Below are 20,970 nucleotides of genomic sequence, written 5' to 3' on the forward strand. Positions count from 1 at the left end.
CCTATTTAAGCCGAGAGTGAAGCCCTAGATGAGCTCAGCCGTGGGATTATCTAAGCGGCAGTAGCCGGTTAGATAATGGCGACTTGAAAACGCTGGTTCTTAGCGGTTTCAAGCGAGTTTCGAGACCGTTCTTTGGCTCGAAACGTCCTCCCCACCGCGTTCCAGCTCATCTGGGGCGAACGGCAAGGCGGCCAGCGTGGACAAAGTTGCCTAAGTCGTTTAATTTCAATGACAAAAAAACCGGCAGCCGGTCGCAATCGTGAAATGGATTGCGGCCGGCTGCCGGTTTTAACTTAGTCGTTATTTACTAGGATCCTCGGGATCATCGGGTTCACCGATATTGTAGTCGCTGTCGTTCATGGCTTCGACGTTCCCCAACAGGTAGCCGTTACCGACCTGGGAGAAGAAGTCGTGGTTAGCCGTGGAAGTGGAAATCCCGTTCATGACCACGGGGTTTACGTCCTCGGCCGTATCAGGGAAGAGGGGATCTTGCCCCAGATTCATCAGCGCTTTGTTGGCGTTGTAGCGAATGAAGGTTAAGACCTGTTCCGTCCAGCCGACTTGGTCGTACAGCGTGTGGGTGTACTTTTCTTCGTTGGCGTAGAGCTTGTAAAGGAAGTCGTACATCCAGTCCTTCATCTGTTGTTGTTCGTTGTCGGTTAGTTCCTTCATGCCAAGCTGGAATTTGTAGCCGATGTAGGTGCCGTGGACGGATTCGTCCCGCAGAATCAGCTTGATGATTTCGGCCACGTTGGCGAGCTTGTTGTGGCCCAGATAGTACAGGGGCGTAAAGAAGCCGGAGTAGAACAGGAACGTTTCCAAGAAGACGCTGGAGATTTTCTTCTTCAGAGGATGTTCGTCATCGTGGTAGAGGTCAAAGATCCGCTTGGTCTTGTTCTGCAGGAATTCTTCGGAGTCGCTCCATTGGAAAATTTCATCGATTTCTTCTGGGGTGTTCAACGTGGAGAAAATCGTGGAGTAACTCTTGGCGTGAACGGATTCCATGAATTGGATGTTGTTGAGCACCGCCGTTTCATGGGGCGTCCGCACGTCCTTACGCAGGGCGGCCATGCCGTCTTGCGATTGGAGGGTATCCAGTAGGGTTAATCCCCCGAAGACGTGGCCCACGACCCATTGATGGTCGGTGTCTAACGTCCGCCAGTCGTCCAAGTCATTGGAGACGGGAATCCGGGTGTCAAGCCAGAATTGTTCCGTTAATTTTTCCCAAGTTGCTTTGTCGATTTCATCAGAAACCGCGTTCCAGTTAATCGCCTTGTAATTTTCTGTTCGTGTCATTGCAGCCACTCCTTTGTCTTTTACTAGGGTTCCACCGGTGTGTTGGCTTAAGCTTACCACACTCGTGGCGAGAACCTTTAAGTAAAGAGCGGGCGACCTCGTGAAATCTACCGGACAACGCCCGTCAAAGGCGACCGGACGGGGGCCCCACTCTCGTTATATTTCGTTTAAAATTGAAGCCTTGTTTTTTTACCGGATCAAAATGAAAATACCGGTGCCAGTAGCATTGATTGAAGTGGAAGCTAGATAACACAGCTTTCACATTGGTTGGCGCCGACTTCGTTGTTGTCATCGGTGAAGGTCCGGACGTAGTAGATTGACTTGATGCCCTTCCGGTAGGCGTAGTTACGCAGGATACTCAGGTCCCGGGTAGTCATCTTGTCGGTCCGACCGTTCTTCCATTCGTACAGGCCGGCGGGAATCGTGGAACGCATGAACAGGGTCAGACTCATCCCCTGATCCACGTGTTTTTGGGCCGCCGCGTAGACGTCGATGACTCGCCGCATGTCGGTGTCGTAGGCCGACTTGTAGTAAGGCATGGTGTCGTTGTCCAGGTAAGGTGCTGGGTAGTAAATCTTCCCAATCTTCTTTTCCTGCCGTTCCTCAATCCGGTTGATAATCGGGTGAAGGCTAGCGGTGGTGTCGTTGATGTAGGAGATGGATCCGTTGGGGGCCACGGCCATCCGGTTCTGGTGATACAGGCCGTCTTGCATGACCGCCTGCTTGAGGTCGGCCCAGTCTTCAGGAGAAGGTAACCAGACGTCCTTGAAGAGGTCTTGGACCTTGGCCGCGGTTGGGCGCCAGTCGTGTTCCGTGTAACGGTCGAAGTAGCTACCATCGGCGTAGGTACTCTTTTCGAAGTTATGGAACGTTTCGTGGCGTTCCTTGGCAATCTCGTTGGAAGCCTTTAATGTCCAATAGTTTAAAAGCATGAAGTAAACGCTGGTGAAGGCGATACTGTCCTTGGACCCGTACATCATGTGGTTCTTGGCGAAGTAGCTGTGGAGCCCCATGGCCCCCAAGCCAATCGTGTGTGCCAGGTGGTTGCCCTTTTGGATGGAAGGCACCACGTCGATGTCGGAGTGGTCGGTGACGAAGGTGAGGGCCCGGACCATCGTTTCAACGGAATGGCCGAAGTCGGGGGACGTCATCAGGTTAACGATGTTCGTGGACCCCAGGTTGCAGGAAATATCGGTGCCCTTTTGAATGTATTCTTGCTTATTGTTAACGGTAGAAGGCGTCTGAACCTGCATGATTTCGGAGCACAGGTTACTCATCACGATGCGCCCGTCGATGGGACTCTCGCGGTTGGCGGTGTCGATGTTGACGATGTACGGGTAGCCGGATTCCTGTTGGAGTTTGCCAATCTCAGTTTCCAGCTCGCGGGCCTTGAGCTTCTTCTTGCGGATGTCGGGGTTGGCGACCAAATTGTCGTATTCCTTAGTGATGTCCACGTAGGCGAACGGCTTGCCGTAGATGCGTTCGACGTCGTAGGGGCTAAAGAGGTACATGTCGGCGTCCTGTTCACAGAGTTCATAGAACTTGTCGGGCACCGTCACCCCGAGTGACAGGGTCTTGAGCCGAATCTTTTCGTCGGCGTTTTCCTTCTTGGCGCTCAGAAAGGCCACGATGTCGGGATGAAAGACGCTGAGGTAGACCACGCCGGCCCCCTGACGTTGTCCCAGTTGGTTGGAGTAGGAGAAGCTGTCTTCGAGAAGCTTCATGACCGGCACCACGCCGGAAGCGGCACCATCGATGTGTTTGATGGGGTCGCCGGCACCCCGGAGGTTGGACAGGCTAATCCCCACGCCACCGCCGATTCGCGAGAGTTGGAGGGCGGAATTAATCGTCCGGCCAATGGTGTTCATATCATCGGTGGACTGAATCAAGAAGCAAGAGACCAGTTCGCCCCGGCGTGCCCGCCCGGCGTTTAAGAAGCTTGGCGTCGCGGGTTGGTAGCGCTGGTGGATGATTTCATCGGCCAGGTCGTGGGCCAGCGTCTGGTCGCCGTCTCCGAAGTCCAGGGCGTTCATGGCCACGCGGTCGATGAAGTTTTCCAGGTAGTAGTCGTTGTCATCGGTCTTTAGCGCGTATTGGGCGTAGAACTTGTAGGCCGCCATGAAGGATTTGAAATGAAAGTTCTGGGCCTTCAGGTAGGCGTAGAGGTCTTCGATAAAGGCAAACGGGTACTGGTCGATCACCTTTTTTTCCACGTAGTTGCCGGCAATCAAGTAGTCGAAGCGCTCGCGCAGAGAGTCAAACGTCTTGGTGTTCGGGATCACATTTTCCTTCAAGAAGGCCTGTAAGGCTTCCTGATCCTTATTCAACGGAATCTGCCCATCCACGGGGATGTTGATCTCGTTGTTCAAGTCGTAGTATGTGACGTCGCCTAAATTCTTTAAACTCATACTCGTCATCTCTTCCTTCTTTTTTAGTGGTGAACTATTTCAGGTCTAGGTTAATCGGTTCAAATAAAAATGGCGGCACCGTGAACCAGCACGGCGTCGCCAAGAGGGGTTGGGGCTTACGAAGTTAACCCGCAATCTTGGTCAATTGATCTGGCCGGAAGCCGTAGAAGGCAGGAATTCCGGATGCTTCAATTACTGGAACGGCTTGGAAGCCATGTTCCTTGAGGTAAGTCACATATTCTGGGTTTTGATTAATGTTCCGTTCTTCGAATTCCACGTTGTGTTCGCTGAGAAAACGCTTCGTCATCTTGCATTGCATGCAATTATTTTTTGAGTAAACTGTTACTTTCATTGTTGCCACATCCCTTAAATTTCAATCTCAATGAGTTAAGTGTACACCAGATATAGAAAATAGCAATCAAAAAAAGCACCACATTTGGTAGTTGGGTTATACAATAACCACCAAATATAGTGCTTTGCGCTTTAAAAGTTTTTTTCCTGTTTTCCGTCAAAAATCTAAGGTAAAATAGACCTAAAAGGTGGCGGAGAATTTGACTAATCACTATTATACACAAAATCCAGATGTTTTACACGAAGAACACCATTGGCCGTTTACCCTCTTAGGCAACGAATTGTTGTTTACCACCGACAACGGGGTCTTCTCCAAGAATCGCGTGGACTACGGGTCACGGACGTTGCTGAACGCGTTTAACGCGGATAAGACGCCGGCTGGGCCGTGGCTGGACCTGGGCACGGGGTACGGTCCCATCGGGCTGGCACTGGCTAAGCAGTGGCCGGAACGGCAGGTCACAATGGTCGATGTCAACGAACTAGCACTGGACCTGGCGCGGCAAAATGCCGTGGCCAATCAGATTGAAAACGTGGAAATCAAGACGTCGGATATTTACGAGCACGTCACGCAGCGTTACGCCGCTATCTTAACGAACCCACCCGTTCGCGCGGGGAAGAAAGTGGTTACGGCCATGTTGACCGGCGCCAAGGACCACCTCTTACCCGGTGGCACGTTAACGGTGGTCTTGCAGAAAAAGCAGGGCGCGCCATCGGCCGAAAAGACCATGCAGGCCACGTTTGGCAATTGCGCCATCATCAAGAAGGATAAGGGTTATTATATCTTAGAGAGCACGTTGCGTTAGTCCCATGAATTGAGAAGGGAGGGGTTCGATGCGTGACACTTCCTATTCACCCTTACAGCGACACTATATGGAAGAAGCCTTGTTTGAAGCCGATCAGGCGGGGCTAATTGGCGAGGTTCCCATCGGCGCGGTGATTGTTCATGACGGAAAGATCGTCGGTCGAGGGCATAATTTACGTGAGCACGCCAACGACGCTACGCTTCACGCGGAGGTGCGGGCGATTGAAGAGGCCTGCGCCACCCTGAAGAGTTGGCGCTTGGAGGATTGCCAGCTCTACGTCACGATTGAACCCTGTCTGATGTGTAGCGGGGCCATCATCAACGCGCGGATTCCGGAGGTCTATTACGGTGCCAGAGACCCCAAGGCCGGTGCCGTCGATAGCCTGTATCAAACGCTGACCGATACGCGGCTCAACCACACCGTCACCGTCCACGAGGGCCTCATGGCTAAGGACGCTGGTGAGCGGATGGTGGCCTTCTTTAAGGCCGCTCGCAAGCGCCAGAAGGCAGCTAAGAAGGCCCGCAAAGCGAAAAAAGCTGCGCAAGATTAAGCAATCCCTAGACAGGTTCAGGGAATCATGATACACTAGTTATTGCCGTTAAGGCCTTGAAGCAAGGGCGGACTTACGAATTGTGTCAGGTCCGGAAGGAAGCAGCACTAAGTTTGCTTCGCTTTGTGCTTCAAGTTTATGAGCAATTAACCAACTCTCAGTCGTTGACTGGGAGTTTTTTCGTGCTGATTGGGGATTAAAAGCAAGTCTGGTCGGATGATTTTGCTGGATGTGTGGGACAGTTGATGATAAAACAACACCAACCTGACAACGATAGGAGCGATTTAATGATTAATCCATCACCAAAAGAGCGCTTAATCATTCGAATCGACGCTAAGCGTAAGCAACAAGCAGCTGAAGTTGCAGAATCATTGGGAACGGATCTACCTAACGTCGTTAATATGTTTTTAGAACAAATGATCAAAGAAAAAGCTTTGCCCTTCACGCCTGGTCGTTTTAAAGAAAAGAGTGAGCTAGACGAAGCCTTGGACGATATTAGGGCTGGTCGTACCACGGAATTCTCAAATGTCGATGAACTCTTCAAGTATCTGCATGATCTAGAGAAGTCAGCCGATGATTAAACGTTCACGCACAACGGCTCGTTTTGATTGTTTGCTCAAAAAATTGAGTAAGAAACATTTTGATTTAGGACGGCTAGATCTTGCAATTAAAACAATTTTAGCCGAAGATCATGAAGGACTCGTTCACCAATTTGATTGGCAATCTTGCGGGTATCAACGAGATTCATCTCGACAAAAACGGGTTGCTTCTATACCAAATCATCAATGATGATGAACTAACTTTGCTCTTACTCAATACGGGTAGTCACGACATCTTATAGTTGGGGATATTCAGTAAATTCGAGGGCTATTGTTGCGGCAATAGTCTTTTTCATACATGTTATGAAACTTTATTTTTATCATCTTTTGTCCCACTTTTCCTCTTTAGCCTTTGAATACCCACATCAATTTTAACTGTGGGTAATTTCTTTTTTTCTGAAATGAGTGAATGGAACGGACCGCGCGCTCCGGGCGTTTAAATTCCCTTAAAACCGGTAGAACAATCCGTGACAGATGGTAGGGAAAAAGGCTATAATTATGAACAGCGAATTTAATCGAAAGTATTGAAGAAAGGAACGGATTGCATGGCTTATCAAGCACTTTATCGGGTCTGGCGCCCGCAGCGTTTCGATGACATGATTGGGCAAGAAGTGATTACCCGAACGCTGAAGAATGCCATCACGACGAATCAGATCAGTCACGCGTACCTCTTCGCGGGGCCGCGGGGAACCGGGAAGACGTCGGCCGCTAAGATCTTTGCCAAGGCAATCAACTGTCACCATCAGGTCGACGGTGAACCCTGCAACGAATGCGAGACCTGTAAGGCCATTACGGACGGCACGTTAAATGACGTCATTGAAATCGATGCGGCCTCGAACAACGGGGTCGAAGAGATCCGTGACATCCGCGACAAGGTCAAGTATGCGCCGACCGTGGCCGACTACAAGGTCTACATCATTGACGAAGTGCACATGCTGTCGACCGGAGCGTTCAACGCCTTACTAAAAACCCTGGAAGAACCGCCAGCCAACGTGATCTTTATCCTGGCGACCACGGAACCCCACAAGATTCCCGCCACGATTATTTCACGAACGCAGCGTTTCGACTTTAAGCGGATTGCCGCCAACGATAGCTACGACCGCATGAGTTACATCCTCAAGCAAAAGGGCGTCACCTATGACGACCAGGCCGTTAAGGTGATTGCCAAGGCCGCCGAAGGGGGGATGCGGGATGCCCTGAGTATCCTGGATCAGGCCCTGTCCTTTGGCGATAACGAGATTACCCTGGACAATGCCCTCTTGGTGACCGGGAGCGTGACGCACGAGCTGTTGGCGACCTACGTGACCCAAGTCCTGTCCGGAGATACCAAAGCGGCCTTGGCAAGCTTACAGTCCGTCTTAGAGGCCGGTAAGGATGCCGAACGGTTTACCGAGGATCTGATTGGCTACGATCGCGACTTGTTGCTGTACCAACAGGCCCCGCAAATGGTGGAAGAAGCTGAGATGGGTAGCGTCAGCGCAGACTTTCAGGCGCTGGCTAAGCAGACGCCGGCGCAGACCATGTACGCCATGATTAATGAATTAAATGCCATCCAACAGCAGATGCGCTTCACCACGCACCCGGACGTCTACCTAGAAATCTTGACGATCAAATTAGCCGAGATTGGCCGGCAACAGGGGGCAACTCCGGCCGCCACGGCACCGGCTCCGAATGCCGAGGCCCCGGCGCCGGCGCAGACCGCCGGCTCGACCGAGGTTCATGAGCTCCAACACGAGATTGATCAGCTCCGCTCGGCCGTTAAGCACCTGGAACAGGCGCCGGCCGCCTCAGCCGCGGCTCCCGCCAAGGCCAAGCCGCGCGTCACCAAGTCGCCGGCCGCCAAGGAGGTCAACCTGGCGAAAATTTATCCGGTGCTGGGCTCGGCGACCCGTGAGAAATTGAATCAGCTCCAGGAAGTTTGGCCGGACCTGCTCAACAGTCTGACCGTGACCCAACGGGCGGTGATGAAGGTCTCCCAACCCGTTGCGGCCGCCAACTCAGGCGTCATCGTTGCCTTTGACTATTCCTTCTTGTATCAGCGGGCGACTACGGATCACGAGTTGACCGATGCCCTAGAGAATGGGCTCGACCGGATGATTGGGTCGGCCCTTCCCGTGGTCTTCGTGCCCAAGGATGAATGGCCGGTGATCCGGAAGAATTATCTAACGGCGCACAAGGATGAATTGCAAACCAACGGTGATAGTGCTGCGGCTCCCGCCAAGCCGGCCCCTAATCCGGTCGTGACGAAGGCGGAAGAACTCTTTGGTAAAGACATTGTCGATGTGAAACAAGACTAAGTTATGGAAGGATGATTACAATGCGGAATATGGGAAATATGGGGAACATGATGAAGCAGATGCGTCAAATGCAAAAGAAGATGGAAGAGGACCAAGCGAATTTAAACGCCCAGTCCTTTACCGGCACGTCTCCCGACAGCATGGTCCAAGCCACCTTTACCGGTGACCGGAAGATGACCGACCTCACCATTAAGCCGGAAGCCATTGATCCCGATGATCCCGACATGCTGGCCGACCTGGTCTTGGCCGCGGTAAACGATGCACTGACCAAGGTTGACGAGACCACGAAGCAGACGCTAGGCAAGTACACTCAGGGCATGAATATTCCTGGGATGTAAGCAAGAAAGGACGTTGTGACATGCAGTACCCAGAACCCATCGCGCAGTTGATCGACAGCTACATGAAGTTGCCGGGCATCGGCCAGAAGTCAGCGACTCGGCTGGCGTTTTTTACCATCGACATGGCAGATGACGATGTCACGGCGTTTTCCAAGGCCTTGGTCTCGGCCAAACGAGACCTCCACTACTGCTCAATCTGTGGGAACATCACGGAGAGTGACCCGTGTGCCATCTGCGCGGATAAGACCCGCGACCAGAGCCACGTGTTGGTGGTCGAACAGGCCAAGGATATCATGGTGATGGAGAAGATGAAGGAATATCACGGCCTCTACCACGTCTTACACGGGGTCATGTCACCGATTGAGGGCAAGGGCCCCGAGGACTTAAACATTACGAGCCTCATCAATCGGTTACAAAAGAATCCCGAGATGAAGGAAGTCATCATCGCGACCAACGCCACGCCCGAGGGGGAAGCCACGGCTATGTATCTCTCACGGCTGATCAAGCCGGCTGGCATCAAGGTGACCCGGTTGGCCCATGGCTTGTCCGTGGGGAGTGACATTGAATACGCGGATGAGATGACGTTGTTCAAGGCTGTCGAAGGCCGAACGGAAATGTAGGAGGGTTACGATGTTTGGAAGAAAGAAGCGTCAATTTCCCCGCTTAAAGGTGGCCTACGATGAACAGCTCCTATTGACCATCGACGCCGCCAAGGACCGTTGGGATCATGCCAAGCAGACCGAAGAGGCCATTGCGGACGCCGACAATGAAATGACGGCCAACACCGCGTTGGCCCGGCAGACGTACCTGTTTCTCTACCGAGAAGCGCGACGCCGGCAGGTTAAGGGGAAGCATATTTCGGCGGCGGTTTTCCGGGATTAAGATTTGTTCAACTGTGACGATTAATCGTTGAATTTCCGGTATAAAAATAGCTCCAGTTGTATAAAATATACTTTTTTGGTAGCCCCAGATCAGGTCGACTAAGACCGAGTCTGGGGCTATTTTTATCGTGTTTATTTATTGGATATAATATACAGACTGTCTAATATTATGTTGCCGGGAAATTAGTAAGGTTAGTCTATTATAGGGGCGATTAACTAGTTTAATCATTGATCAAACCAAACTCACTCTTTGCAGTAATAAAAGGTCACGTGAAATTGGCTGTGGCTAAATAGGAAAATATTATGACAGAATAAGTGATATTACGGCCTGTTTTTGATAAATGTTCAGTATATTTTTATAGGTACAAACATGTTAATATAAAAGCGAGTTTAATTAGTGAAATTACGAATTCAGAGAAGAGACTATGCCATGAAAAAACGACAGAAGTGGCTGGTGGGAATACTGATTGGCTGTGTATTCTTGCTAACAGGATGTCGGGCTAAGACGGCCACCGGTACGCCACCTAAGGCGTCACCTGAGACCTTCAGCCAATCGACCACATTACATACAACTCAGGATCGAGAAAATCAGCAGAAATTAGCTGAATTTATTCAGAATAAAATGGTGACTAAACAGGGAATTTACACCAACTATGTGGATACCAAGACCCGACAAAATGGAGCCGCCACGGGTCATGAATTATTGAGCGAATCCGCTGGAATGTGGTTGCAGTATTTAGCTTTGAATCATCAGTATGCGGCTTTTCGTGATTTTTATCGGGCGACCGTCAAGACTTTTGGCGATAGTGGTCAATTCAGCTATCGCTATGATCCGCGTAGTAAAAAAAGATTTGCCGTCAATGCAACGTTGGATGACCTGCGGATTATCCGAGCGCTGAATCTATATGATGCGCAGACGCATACGCGGCACTATCGTCAAGCCGCGGCCAACCATTTTGCGGCGTTAAAAGTGGGTGCGCTAAAAGAAGGCAAACTGTATGATTATTATGACCCGCAAACGAAACAAACGGCTAAAACCAGCAGCCTAGCCTACTTTGACTTTAAGACGTTGAAATATTATGAGCAGGGAACGCGTGCTGGACGAAAGGCCTATAACGAACAGTTGAAAGTTGTTCACGGCGGCTACTTGGGAAATGTTTTTCCGCTATATGCAACTAGCTTTAGTTGGGGCAATCTGACCTATTCGGCTAAGAACCTGAATACTTCAGAGGCGTTGGAAGTCTTGCTACACTTGGCTGAGATTGGTCAGCTGAAAGCGACCAGCCGGACGTGGTTAGCACAGCAGGTTAAGGCCAAAAAATTGTATAATGGTTATTCAACGGCAGGGAGTGTGACCAATAGTGGTCAGTCCACTGCCAACTATGCACTAGCGGCGATGATCTTTGCGGCTGCTAAAGATCAGGCAAATTATCGTGTCGCGATGCGGTTAGTTTGGGAGGGCCAAGTGACTGGTCGATCCCCAATTCAAGGTGGAATCGGGGATGCGAAAAGCCTGCAGAGTTATTCTTACAGTAACTTGACAGCGTTAAATGCGGCATCGTACTAGTTTTAACCATCTAGAAAGGGAGGGACAATGTGACCGTTGACGGAAAGAAAACAGAATGGCTGAATTTCTGGCATTGGTGCGCACGACGTTGTTCACCCGCACTATTGGCAACGATTTTAGCCGCTGGGATTGCTGGATATTTACTCTTTGTACCACCATTTCATGGTCTAGCCGATAATGGTGATTTTTACCGTGCTCAATTTGTCAATGGACTGTACCGGCTCAAGGGGTATAGCATGCTCAACTACGTGACGCCAAAGCTTGGCATTATGCAGTACTTTAATGACACGACGGCTGCCGTCTTCTCCTCACAGCCGCTTTTTGTGAAACTCGCCGTGTTGCTAAATAAGCTGTTTTATAGTAAGACAATTTTTGATCTACGATTCATGGGCTTGGTCTATTATCTGCCATACTTAGGTAGTATGTATCTTTTGACCACGGCCATGACTGCACCTTATCGCAAATTGCGGGGTTATTTGATTGCATTATTAATTGTCTTTGTCTTTGCGGATTCTTCATTTACCTTGTACTTTAACTCATTCTTCGCGGAACCTGGTATGTTGGTTCTTATGTTGTACGCTTTTTCCGCGTTAATGTTGGTTGCGCGCCGTCCGGATTGGCATCCTCGATTACTGACGGTGGTCTATTTCGTTAGCATCATGTTGTTGATTGCCAATAAGCAGCAGAATGCCCCGTTGGCCTTGAGTTATACGGTGACCAGTATTGGGTTATTCTTCATCTTTAAAAAACGGGCCCAGTGGTTGTGGATTCTCGGTGGTATTGTGGGTATTCTGGTGACGGGGATTCTGACTTATACCCTCATTACGAAGCAATTTAATGATATTAACCAGTACCAAGCCTTTACGCACGGGGTGTTGCTCCATACGGACGATCCCAGTAAAAAGATTGCTAAACGTGGCGTGGATGAACAGTATGCTTTGATGCGCAATCAAGATTATTATCCTAAGGCGTTTGCGGCAATTAATCCGAGTGCCAAGTCTGTTAAGAAAGGACTCAATGATAAGACGGGATTCGGCTGGATCGTCCTGTACTACGTTCATCATTATCCACAGTTCCATACGCTATTGGACGTGGCGGCGGGGGACATGATGATTACGCAGGTTAAAGCGGTTGGCGATTATCAGCGGTCTAGTGGTAAGCCGGCTGGTGCGCAAGTCACTTACTTCACAGGATTTAGTAGCTTGGCGGGGGCTTTCTTTCCACAGAAATTTTCTTTCGATATTCTCCTGACCATTGCATTGCTGATTGTCTTTGCCATTGGTGCCTACAATGACTTGGTTCACAAGCGCGTTGCCAATGTTGTGCGGTTCTTCTTGGTGATGGGATTGCTAACGGTTTTCATCTTCGTTCCAATAATTTCTATTATTGGGGATGGGGATGCCGATCTGGCAAAGCATTTGTTTATGGTTCCGGTGAGTTTAGATTTGATTTTAATTATGTTTATTGCCGACCTATTGAACCATCGTTTATGGCATTCGGACGGTAATATTGGGGAGGATGAAGCGTGAAAAAACGACTATTCCTCATCATATTAACAATTATTAGTCTAGTGGGTATTGGTTGGAAACAGCCGACGGTGGCTCAGGGGGCTGACAAGCGAGTTCTCATTGTTTATGATGCGTTGAATCCAACCGTTAATGGTCAGCGAAAATTGGCCGGATTACAGCAGTTATTGACTAGCATCGGCGTCACGACACAGACTGAGAAATTGAGCGATTACTACGCGGGTCAGTTGACCACCAAGAAGTACATGGGGGTCGTGACGCTAGTTAACTGGCCACAGGGAGATCTGCACAACGCGGCGTTTACGCGCGACCAGCAGACCTTTTCGGGAAAGAAACTTCACGTTGGTCAACAACTTAGTCAGGCTGAGGCCCATCAACTTCACGCGGTTCGACATAATGTTTACCACCAGCAATTGACACTGTCAGCGGGTGGTCAGCAACAATTGCTACCGTTTAGCGAAAATATCACGTTATTGACGGTGAAGAGAAAAGCGCAGAATTTTGGTCAGTTGCGGCCACAGAATCAAGGAATAGGTCATTATCCTTACGGAACGGTAGTGGGACGCGCTGGGTATCTTCCTTACTTTGAAGCGAACGGGTTCAGTCAGGTTTTGGCGGCACAAACCATCGCTACGCTTTTTGGCAACGTCCGACAGCGGAAGCCTTTGTTGACTATCACGGGTGTAACTCCCTATAGTGACTTGAATCGGTTAACGCAATTAGCGACCAAGCTCAATGCGGCGGGAATTCCTTTCGCTATTAGTACCACTTCGGTAGCCGATAATACCTCTTTGGCGGCGTTTTCTAAGTTTACGAAGGCGTTACGGATTGTCGAAAATAACCAGGGAATTATCTTCCTGCAAGTTCCAATCGTAGGTGCGGCAAACCGTCAAAGTGGGGCGCTACTTGAGCAAACGATGGTTGAAGAGCTTAATCAATTGAAACAACGCCAAGTCATGCCCGTAGGTATTAGCGCACCGGTATATTGGAATCAAGACAAGGTCTTTCGGCGATACGGGTTAGCTCGTTCCAGCAATGTTTTATTGCTCCCCAATCCGGCGACTACGACCTTTGCGGCGCAGGATAATTTAGGAGCGACTTACGGTCAGACTTGGACGGGATTAAGTTTAAATAGCCTATTGACGGTAAAAAATGGTCGTCAAATCGCGGTTAATCGGTTGGAATTTCCTACCCGTACAGCGTTGACAGTTCCTTTCCCGACGAGTCAGAAGAAGTTAACGGCGATGGTGAAGCGGGTGACTCAGCTTAATGTAGGGTGGTATCAGCCGCAAGACCACCTTCAAACTAAGATTACGAGTGCTTCGGCAACGTTTGATTACCGACAGGGGATCTATTATTTGAATGGCAGTCCGGTTACAATTGGTACTGAGGCAACCGGTATTCCGAAGTATCATTTTTCACAGACTCGACATGTCGCCTTAGATAAATATTTCAAGGTTCAAGGCAATATTCTCTTTGTCTTCTTTACGGTGACAACCATTGTGCTGGTGGTCTTCCTCTTCCTTGGACGGCGGATTTATCGTCAGATGTTTCGACGCAAGTAGCGTGGCGCATAGTTCATGTACAACACTAATTGGTGGATTATTAAAAAATACCATTATTTGAGGAAAAGGTGCAACAAATTGTGGCAATTTTACATTAGTAGTAAGTATAGGGTGTTATCAGAGTGGGAAAAGTCTGCTAGCTATTTGGGACGTTAAGGTTAAAGGACTTTGGAAAGAAGGTGTGTTATGAGTATTTTAGATTATTTTGTCTTTGCTGCAATCTTGGTCATTTGGGGAATTCTAGTCGTTAACTTGATTTTAACTATGGCGGGATATACGCAGTATTTGAAGGATGCTCGCACGCCGGCACCACAGTTGCCTGAAAAAGTTCCGTTCGTAACGGTAATGGTGCCCGCGCACAATGAAGGAATTGTGATCGTAAAAACGGTGTTGTCGTTGCTAAATTTCGATTATCCTCATGATCGTTATGAAATCATTGTCATCAACGATAATTCCAGTGATAACTCGGCCGATTTGCTTAAGCAGATTCAGGAGACCTACCCACAACGCAATTTAGAAGTGATTAATACGGATAAAGTTACGGGGGGGAAGGGAAAATCAAACGCTTTAAATATCGCCCTCAAGCAAGCTAAGGGAAGCGTTATTTCGGTTTACGATGCGGATAACACACCCGAACGTCCGGCCCTACGTTATCTTGTAGCTGAACTGATGCAAAACGACTCATACGGTGCCGTGATCGGTAAGTTCCGGACACGAAATAAGAATGCATCGCTATTGACCCGTTTTATTAACGTTGAAACGTTGTCGTTTCAATGGATGGCCCAAGCCGGTCGATTACGTCTGTTTAAACTATGTACGATTCCGGGGACCAATTATGTTATCCGCCGCGCGCTGCTCGACAAGATTGGTGGCTGGGATACCAAAGCGTTAGCTGAAGATACCGAAATTAGCTTTCGTGTGTACCGTCTGGGTTATCGGATCTATTTTCAACCTAAGGCGGTCACCTGGGAACAAGAACCACAGACACTAGATGTTTGGTTTCACCAACGGACTCGCTGGGTTAAGGGGAATATTTATGTTATTTTAAAGAACCTTCCTTTGATTTTTCGTAAGAGTGGGCAACGGATTCGGTTTGATTTGTTATATTTCCTATCGGTTTACTTTCTCTTGATGACTTCGCTGATTCTCTCAGATACGGTGTTTGTGCTCTCGGTAGCTGGGGTGGCCCACTCTAATCTATTAGGTTTTAATAACGCCTTATGGATTTTTGCCATCTTACTCTTCGTCATTAGTACCTTTGTGACGATTACCACCGAGAAAGGGGAAATGACGCTGGGAAATCTGCTGATAATTATTTTTATGTACGTGGTATATAGTCAAATGTGGCTGGCAGTAGCTGCTTATGGAATGGTGGGGTATATTCGTGAACAAGTCTTTCATCAACAAGCAAAATGGTATAAAACGAAACGTTATCAATAACGTAGTGTTGGCGCTGACCCTCCTGGGATTAGTCTTGTGTGGCGTTTTGGGAGGGACCACGACGGCTAGGGCGAAGACGGTACTGAAGACTTATACGCAGCCCTTTCAAAACAACACAACCAGTCTGTCTGGTCAGTCCGTTGAGATGAGTACTTACTTTATTAAGATGGATTATTGGAATGTCAAAAAGGCTACCTTAAATCTGAATTATCAAGTGTCACAACTTTCAAGTCGACAATTGTCGGATATTACGGTCTCATTAGGTGGAGTGAAATTTGCCTCGTTTCGGCCGAAGAAGCAAACCGGATTGCAGACCAAAACAATTAAAATTCCGCTACGGCTCTTGTCCGGTGAGAATGAATTAAAGATCAGTGGTCAAATTCTCAACCAGGCAGGTAAAAAGGATTATCGATTGACACAAACTCCCGCTAACTGGTTAACGGTAGACAATCGCTCAGATATTAATTTTCAGTATGCTTTGAAGGCACCAACAAAGAATATTGACTCTTTTTATGACCATTTTTCGGGACCAGATACCATCGTGAATAGAAACGCGTATATTGTCGTACCCAATCACGCCAACAACGCTGAGTTAGCCGCCAGCATGTATGCATTGACGGGAGAGTCGCGAGTCATTACCACGGAGAATCAACAGATTCCCGTCGTTCAGATGAACAATGTGGATGGTCGCAAGGCTGACTATCAGTTAATTATAGCGGAGTACCAGCACCTACCGGGCCGCTTTAAAAAGCTATTCCGACTGAACGATCTAAAGAATGCATCTCAAATCAAACGGTATGATTCTAAGGGGAAACACTACTTGGTGGTAACCGCGACGACGGGGGCACTGTTAAAGAAAGCGGCTCGCTTTGTGGCCAATTCCGAGTTGATGAAAGAGTCCAAACATCCAACAGAGACGGTTACTCTGGCAACCCAAACGTTTACTTCGACCCTGAACTACGATGGTAAGTACCAGCTAACGACTAGTGCGGACAAGGTTACCGGCGTCAACCATCAGGAACGCCAGTATTTCGTAAGTCTCCCCATCGACCGCAATAACGCTGATGGTTCGACTATTAGCATTCACTTGCGGTACGCTCGGAATCTGGACTTTAAGAACTCATTGGCAACGATCTACGTCAACGATACGGCCGTGGGAAGCAAGCGACTAAGCTCGGCGCGAGCGGACAATGACACGCTGACGGTGACACTACCCAAAGGAATGGCACTGGGGAACAGCTTTACGGTTCGGGTGGCTTTGGATTTGCCGTTGAGTGGAACAGCAACCACACAGAGTAACAATCATACGCCATGGGCCAGTATCGAACCCGATTCGGTGGCGCGGATTAAGTCGGCGCCGGGGAACGATCTACTCTTCAGCAACTATCCTAACCTATTTCTGAAGAATTCGACCTACGATAACATCGCGGTGGTTCGACCTAAGACCATGTCTTCCACGGATTATCAGACGTTGACAAATATCTTTAACCTGATTGGAAATTATGCTGAGAACAACCGTGGCACCATTAAATTTTATGACCAGCAACCGAGCAAGTCGGTAATGACAGATGCAAACGTGATTGCTTTTGGAACACCGCGGCAGAACAGCTTGATCCACCGACTCAATTCCCACTTATATTTCAAGTATAATTCGTCGGAGACGGGTTTCCTCTCGAATGAAAAATTAAGTATTGAACAGAAATATGGTCAGACTATTGGCAGTGACCAGTTGTTGCGATCACCATATAATAGCAAGAAAGGTTTAATGGTTGTCACCGGTGCGACCGATACAGGGGCTTACTTAGCCTCTACTCAGATCAATTATCAGCGAAATATTGATCAGTATTCTGGGGATGCCATTGTGGTCGATCCGGACAATAATCATTATGATTATCGGTTTAAGAAAAATAAGCTCATCGATACCTCCTTGAATACCAAACAAGAAATTAATCGCCATTCACAACAATTACGCTATCTGGGAATGGCCCTCATCATGATTGTAGTGGTGACGATCGCCTTACTGCTATTGTTGTGGAAACACGGGAGCTTACATCGTCGGCGAAAGGGGCGCACACGTCATGACTAATCGGTCGAAGAATTCAAATCGTGAAACGTGGATTACGGATATTTATTTGATTGCTTTCTTAATGATGGTTAGCGGACTGGCACTGGGGATGGCGGCGACACAGACGCATTACCTGATGATCAATGTGAGCTTTCTGGCGGTGACTATTTGCTTGATTCTGTTCACCTACTTTTGGGGAATTATCACGGGATTACTCCTCAACTTGGCCTTTATGTTTGCTCAAGTCTTAATCGTACTTTATGTGAGTCAGACACACGCTGAAACGGTGGCGTGGGGGCTGCTCTTTTGGATGGTCTTGCCGCTGCTCCTATCGATTTCGTTTTATGGCATGACGGATCATCTTCGTAAGTTGCAAGCGGATAATGTTAAGTTACGTAGCGATCTCGTGGAACGAGGGGCGTTTGATGAATCAACGAATTTGCGGACAACGGTCTCTTTCATTGAGGATACTGCCGTCTTTACCGAAACTAATCGGCGGTTTGATCTGCCCGTAACGGCTATGATTATTCGTATTCGCTACTTTCAAGAGATGCGAAGTATGATTAGCGATAGCCAATTAAGTGACCTGTTACAATTGGTCTCAGAGACCATCAAGGGGGCCATGCGGACAAATGATATTACCTATCTGCTGGATCGGTCCAATCCAACCTGGGGGGTGTTGCTCTTCACGAATGCTGATGGTGCAGGGATTGCTGGCAAGCGAATTAAGGGAAATTTTGACAAGGCCTTAGCTGCTTCAAGTAACCTATCGACACTAGAAGTTCGGCTGGTTGTTGGGGTTGCTAGTTGGGATTCGGAGAAGATGAAGAACCCTTACGACTTAATGAATGCAGGGATTAAAGAGACGGAATATGACGTTTAATTATATTGGTAATTGCTGAAATGGGAGAGCTCAGGATTGGACTGGGCTCTTTTGAGCGTTACTGACGAATAGATAGCGCTTGCTAAAGGCATTCCGATTATACCTAGAAATCCAGGCCGTTACTTGAGAAGCTGAACGTAATCCATATTTCATCGCTATTTCTTGCCTTGAAGCTTCACCGTTCAAGGAAGCACGAATGACTTGAAGCTTGAGAGCTTCACTATAGTGTTGATTCTTCTTAGCTTCCCTCAGTCCATCAGACCATCGCGATGATACCGATCATGCCACCGCCTAACTATTTTTCTCCTAAACCATTTGCTTTCTCAAAAGCTTCACTTAATAATTCCGAAGCTTCAAAGTCATTGATCAATGCCAACTTCTTTATAGCAGTATACTTAGCTCTTGGTATACAAAAATCCCTCAGTCATTGTCAGATGAATTTATATTATTTCATCTGACAACCACAAGGGATCATAGCTGGCGTTGGGAATCTTTTTGGTTTAGGTGAAATCGGTCTTAATGAATCTTCGCGGTCGCGGGAATCTGGGTGAGGTGGTCGGGATGGACCCGATAAAGTCCGGTATGAACGGACTGATGATAGAATTTCTTCATGCCACGCGTGAATGTTTTATCTCGTTTGGGGACTGCCACGTATGCATACTGCTGGAGATTCTTCCGGAAAGTTGCCGCGTGCTTGCTGAAGACGGCCTGACCGGTGGCATTGTTCGTAAAGAAGTAATAATTTGCGAGGTAGCCGGCGTAGTAGGTCGTGACCTCCACCTGACTGGGGTCAACAATTAAGATTTTGGTATCGTTGAGCTTGGTCCAGGGCTGGGCAACCTTGGTGAGCATAACCGGAACCGTATGGCGGTTGTAGTTATTGGTAAAGTTGGTCCCGTTAATCTCGGAATACATCATGATAATGGCGAAAAACGTCACGAGGAAGGACGCAAACTGATACCCGTTCTTGGTCCAAATCGATCTGAAATTGCGGGGACTGCGGTCATCGAAGTTCTGCTCGTAAAACGCCTCGTCAATCAAGCGCACGAGGGCCATGGCCCCAATGAAGAGGTTGAGGACGACCACCGTGGACATGTACCGTTCGAAACCGTCCAGCGTGATGGCTTCATCGTAGGGCATGGAGAGGACGTACATTCCCAGTAAACTGAGGTAATACAATAGGGAAACGAGATCCAATAAGCCCAGCAACTTCGGTAAGTTATTGGGGTGGTGACAAGCGTATTTTATAATCGCCCAGCCGCCGATAAGCAGGATATTCAACGCCAGGAAGCCTTGTGTCGATAGGGAACCGAGGTTAAAAATCTGCTTGAGAAACTGTTGACCGATACTGATAAAACCGTGGAGTCCATCATGAGACAATTGATTGGAATACGCCTGGGCATTAATTTCATGCTTAGATGCGGTAAACGTCAGCTTGACGTGAATTTCCCACCAGATGAAAGGGAGCGCCCCGACCGCGAGCGTACTCAACCACAGACCAGCTACCCGCAGTCTTTTCTTAAACCAATGCCCGGCTGGCGATTGCTTGATGAGCCGATAGAGGTAGTAGAAGAAGATGATGGCTACGAAGAAGGCGGCCGAGTTCTTGACTAACAGTAACGTTCCGCTGAACAGGGCTACGTGGGCCGCTTGAATGCGGGGCTGTCGTTGATAAACAAAAATACCGACTAAGGCGGCCACGGTGAGAATCGCCAAGACGTAGTCCACCAGCAAGTTGTTGAGGCGAATGTTGATGTTGAAGACGTAAGAAATCGCAATCGTCAGGCATAGCAACATTGAGTTTAGCCCGCGAGTCCGGTCACGCAAGGTCGCAAAGATGGCGTAGCTCGCCGCCCAGATGAGAATGAATTGGGCGACCAGCATGGTTCCAGCGTGAAAGCCCGTGAAGGTGACAAATTGGGTGATAAACAGCGCCGTTGCGGGTGGGTACGAGGTAAAGGAAATAATCGTATCGCTCGCCCCAGGCAGGTGGCCCGTGTAGGTCATGAACTTGACAATCGTGGCCCAATGGGAAAAATTATCGTAGTGAATCAGAGGACTTCTGAAAAGAACGAGGGCCATGACAAAGCCGAGAAAGATCATCCAGGCATCGAAGAAGTGAAGCCCTTCGTAGTGAAAGGACACTTTTCCCAAATAGCCGAGAACCAGACGTGCGATGAGCAACAGAACTCCCAGGGTCGTCACCACCCAGATGCCAATCCGCAGTCCCCCTAACATGGCGAAGATGTAGAGCAGTATGATTTGAACTAAGATGCCGGTAATCCAAGTTAGGTATGGGTTGACGTGAAGCCAACGCATGGTGCTACTGTAACCGATTAAGGATAGGGTAAAGAAAATGAGGCCGATGAATGCGAATGCCAAAAGGGCACCTCCATTTAGT

19 protein-coding genes and 1 other RNA gene are annotated in these 20,970 nt (G+C 48.7%); 15 read left to right on the top strand and 5 right to left on the bottom strand.

Annotation, left to right across the window (positions count from 1 at the left end):
* Positions 1-300 precede the first annotated feature (300 nt).
* From nrdF to nrdH, 3 genes are all read right to left on the bottom strand, one after another.
* Positions 301-1,296, bottom strand: coding sequence for a class 1b ribonucleoside-diphosphate reductase subunit beta (gene nrdF / locus V8I28_RS07185; protein ID WP_341779448.1), 996 nt, complete (start codon positions 1,294-1,296; stop codon positions 301-303).
* Positions 1,297-1,538: 242 nt separating this feature from the next.
* On the bottom strand, positions 1,539-3,704 hold the full coding sequence (gene nrdE / locus V8I28_RS07190) for a class 1b ribonucleoside-diphosphate reductase subunit alpha (protein WP_341779449.1): 2,166 nt from the start codon (positions 3,702-3,704) through the stop codon (positions 1,539-1,541).
* A 124-nt stretch (positions 3,705-3,828) separates the two neighbouring features.
* Complete coding sequence (nrdH, locus tag V8I28_RS07195) at positions 3,829-4,056, bottom strand: glutaredoxin-like protein NrdH (RefSeq protein ID WP_233669634.1); 228 nt, start codon at positions 4,054-4,056, stop codon at positions 3,829-3,831.
* A gap of 199 nt (positions 4,057-4,255) precedes the next feature.
* Between nrdH and V8I28_RS07200 the strand changes: the two genes are divergently transcribed.
* The 15 genes from V8I28_RS07200 (at position 4,256) to V8I28_RS07270 (ending at position 18,569) form a co-directional block, all read left to right on the top strand.
* Complete coding sequence (locus V8I28_RS07200) at positions 4,256-4,858, top strand: class I SAM-dependent methyltransferase (RefSeq protein ID WP_341779450.1); 603 nt, start codon at positions 4,256-4,258, stop codon at positions 4,856-4,858.
* Positions 4,859-4,886: 28 nt separating this feature from the next.
* Complete coding sequence (tadA, locus tag V8I28_RS07205) at positions 4,887-5,408, top strand: tRNA adenosine(34) deaminase TadA (protein WP_341779451.1); 522 nt, start codon at positions 4,887-4,889, stop codon at positions 5,406-5,408.
* 53 nt (positions 5,409-5,461) lie between these two features.
* Positions 5,462-5,548: signal recognition particle sRNA small type (gene ffs / locus V8I28_RS07210), an RNA gene on the top strand.
* A gap of 105 nt (positions 5,549-5,653) precedes the next feature.
* Positions 5,654-5,989, top strand: a complete 336-nt coding sequence (locus V8I28_RS07215; RefSeq protein ID WP_341779452.1) for a type II toxin-antitoxin system RelB/DinJ family antitoxin — start codon at positions 5,654-5,656, stop codon at positions 5,987-5,989.
* 110 nt (positions 5,990-6,099) lie between these two features.
* Positions 6,100-6,249 (top strand): hypothetical protein, encoded by a 150-nt coding sequence (locus tag V8I28_RS07220; protein ID WP_341779453.1) that lies wholly within the window; start codon positions 6,100-6,102, stop codon positions 6,247-6,249.
* Positions 6,250-6,552: 303 nt separating this feature from the next.
* Positions 6,553-8,304 carry a DNA polymerase III subunit gamma/tau gene (dnaX, locus tag V8I28_RS07225; RefSeq protein WP_341779454.1) on the top strand — a complete coding sequence of 584 codons (1,752 nt, stop codon included), beginning with the start codon at positions 6,553-6,555 and terminating at the stop codon, positions 8,302-8,304.
* A 20-nt stretch (positions 8,305-8,324) separates the two neighbouring features.
* Positions 8,325-8,642: a YbaB/EbfC family nucleoid-associated protein gene (locus tag V8I28_RS07230; RefSeq protein WP_341779455.1), complete on the top strand. Its 318-nt coding sequence runs from the start codon at positions 8,325-8,327 to the stop codon at positions 8,640-8,642.
* A gap of 20 nt (positions 8,643-8,662) precedes the next feature.
* Positions 8,663-9,262, top strand: coding sequence for a recombination mediator RecR (gene recR / locus V8I28_RS07235; protein WP_168899992.1), 600 nt, complete (start codon positions 8,663-8,665; stop codon positions 9,260-9,262).
* A 10-nt stretch (positions 9,263-9,272) separates the two neighbouring features.
* Positions 9,273-9,524: a YaaL family protein gene (locus V8I28_RS07240; RefSeq protein WP_341779456.1), complete on the top strand. Its 252-nt coding sequence runs from the start codon at positions 9,273-9,275 to the stop codon at positions 9,522-9,524.
* 429 nt (positions 9,525-9,953) lie between these two features.
* Entirely contained in the window at positions 9,954-11,090 is a 1,137-nt protein-coding gene (locus V8I28_RS07245; protein ID WP_341779457.1) for a glycosyl hydrolase family 8, read from the top strand.
* A gap of 104 nt (positions 11,091-11,194) precedes the next feature.
* The gene (gene wsfD / locus V8I28_RS07250; RefSeq protein WP_341779458.1) at positions 11,195-12,619 is read left to right on the top strand and encodes a glycan biosynthesis hexose transferase WsfD; all 1,425 of its coding nucleotides are present in this window, start codon (positions 11,195-11,197) and stop codon (positions 12,617-12,619) included.
* Entirely contained in the window at positions 12,616-14,181 is a 1,566-nt protein-coding gene (locus tag V8I28_RS07255; protein ID WP_341779459.1) for a hypothetical protein, read from the top strand. The genes wsfD and V8I28_RS07255 overlap by 4 nt, the downstream gene beginning before the upstream one ends.
* A gap of 186 nt (positions 14,182-14,367) precedes the next feature.
* Positions 14,368-15,621: a glycosyltransferase gene (locus V8I28_RS07260; RefSeq protein ID WP_341779460.1), complete on the top strand. Its 1,254-nt coding sequence runs from the start codon at positions 14,368-14,370 to the stop codon at positions 15,619-15,621.
* On the top strand, positions 15,545-17,707 hold the full coding sequence (locus V8I28_RS07265; protein ID WP_445928197.1) for a cellulose biosynthesis cyclic di-GMP-binding regulatory protein BcsB: 2,163 nt from the start codon (positions 15,545-15,547) through the stop codon (positions 17,705-17,707). The genes V8I28_RS07260 and V8I28_RS07265 overlap by 77 nt, the downstream gene beginning before the upstream one ends.
* Positions 17,700-18,569, top strand: coding sequence for a GGDEF domain-containing protein (locus V8I28_RS07270; protein WP_341779462.1), 870 nt, complete (start codon positions 17,700-17,702; stop codon positions 18,567-18,569). Before V8I28_RS07265 ends, V8I28_RS07270 begins: the two co-directional genes overlap by 8 nt.
* A gap of 30 nt (positions 18,570-18,599) precedes the next feature.
* Here the strand turns inward: V8I28_RS07270 and V8I28_RS07275 are convergent, their stop codons facing one another.
* Together V8I28_RS07275 and V8I28_RS07280 are read right to left on the bottom strand one after the other, a co-directional pair.
* The gene (locus V8I28_RS07275) at positions 18,600-18,821 is read right to left on the bottom strand and encodes a transposase (RefSeq protein WP_341779704.1); all 222 of its coding nucleotides are present in this window, start codon (positions 18,819-18,821) and stop codon (positions 18,600-18,602) included.
* A 264-nt stretch (positions 18,822-19,085) separates the two neighbouring features.
* Positions 19,086-20,951 (bottom strand): ABC transporter permease, encoded by a 1,866-nt coding sequence (locus V8I28_RS07280; protein ID WP_341779463.1) that lies wholly within the window; start codon positions 20,949-20,951, stop codon positions 19,086-19,088.
* Positions 20,952-20,970: the final 19 nt, after the last annotated feature.

This window comes from Levilactobacillus sp. HBUAS70063 (assembly GCF_038374745.1).
Lineage (GTDB): Bacteria > Bacillota > Bacilli > Lactobacillales > Lactobacillaceae > Levilactobacillus.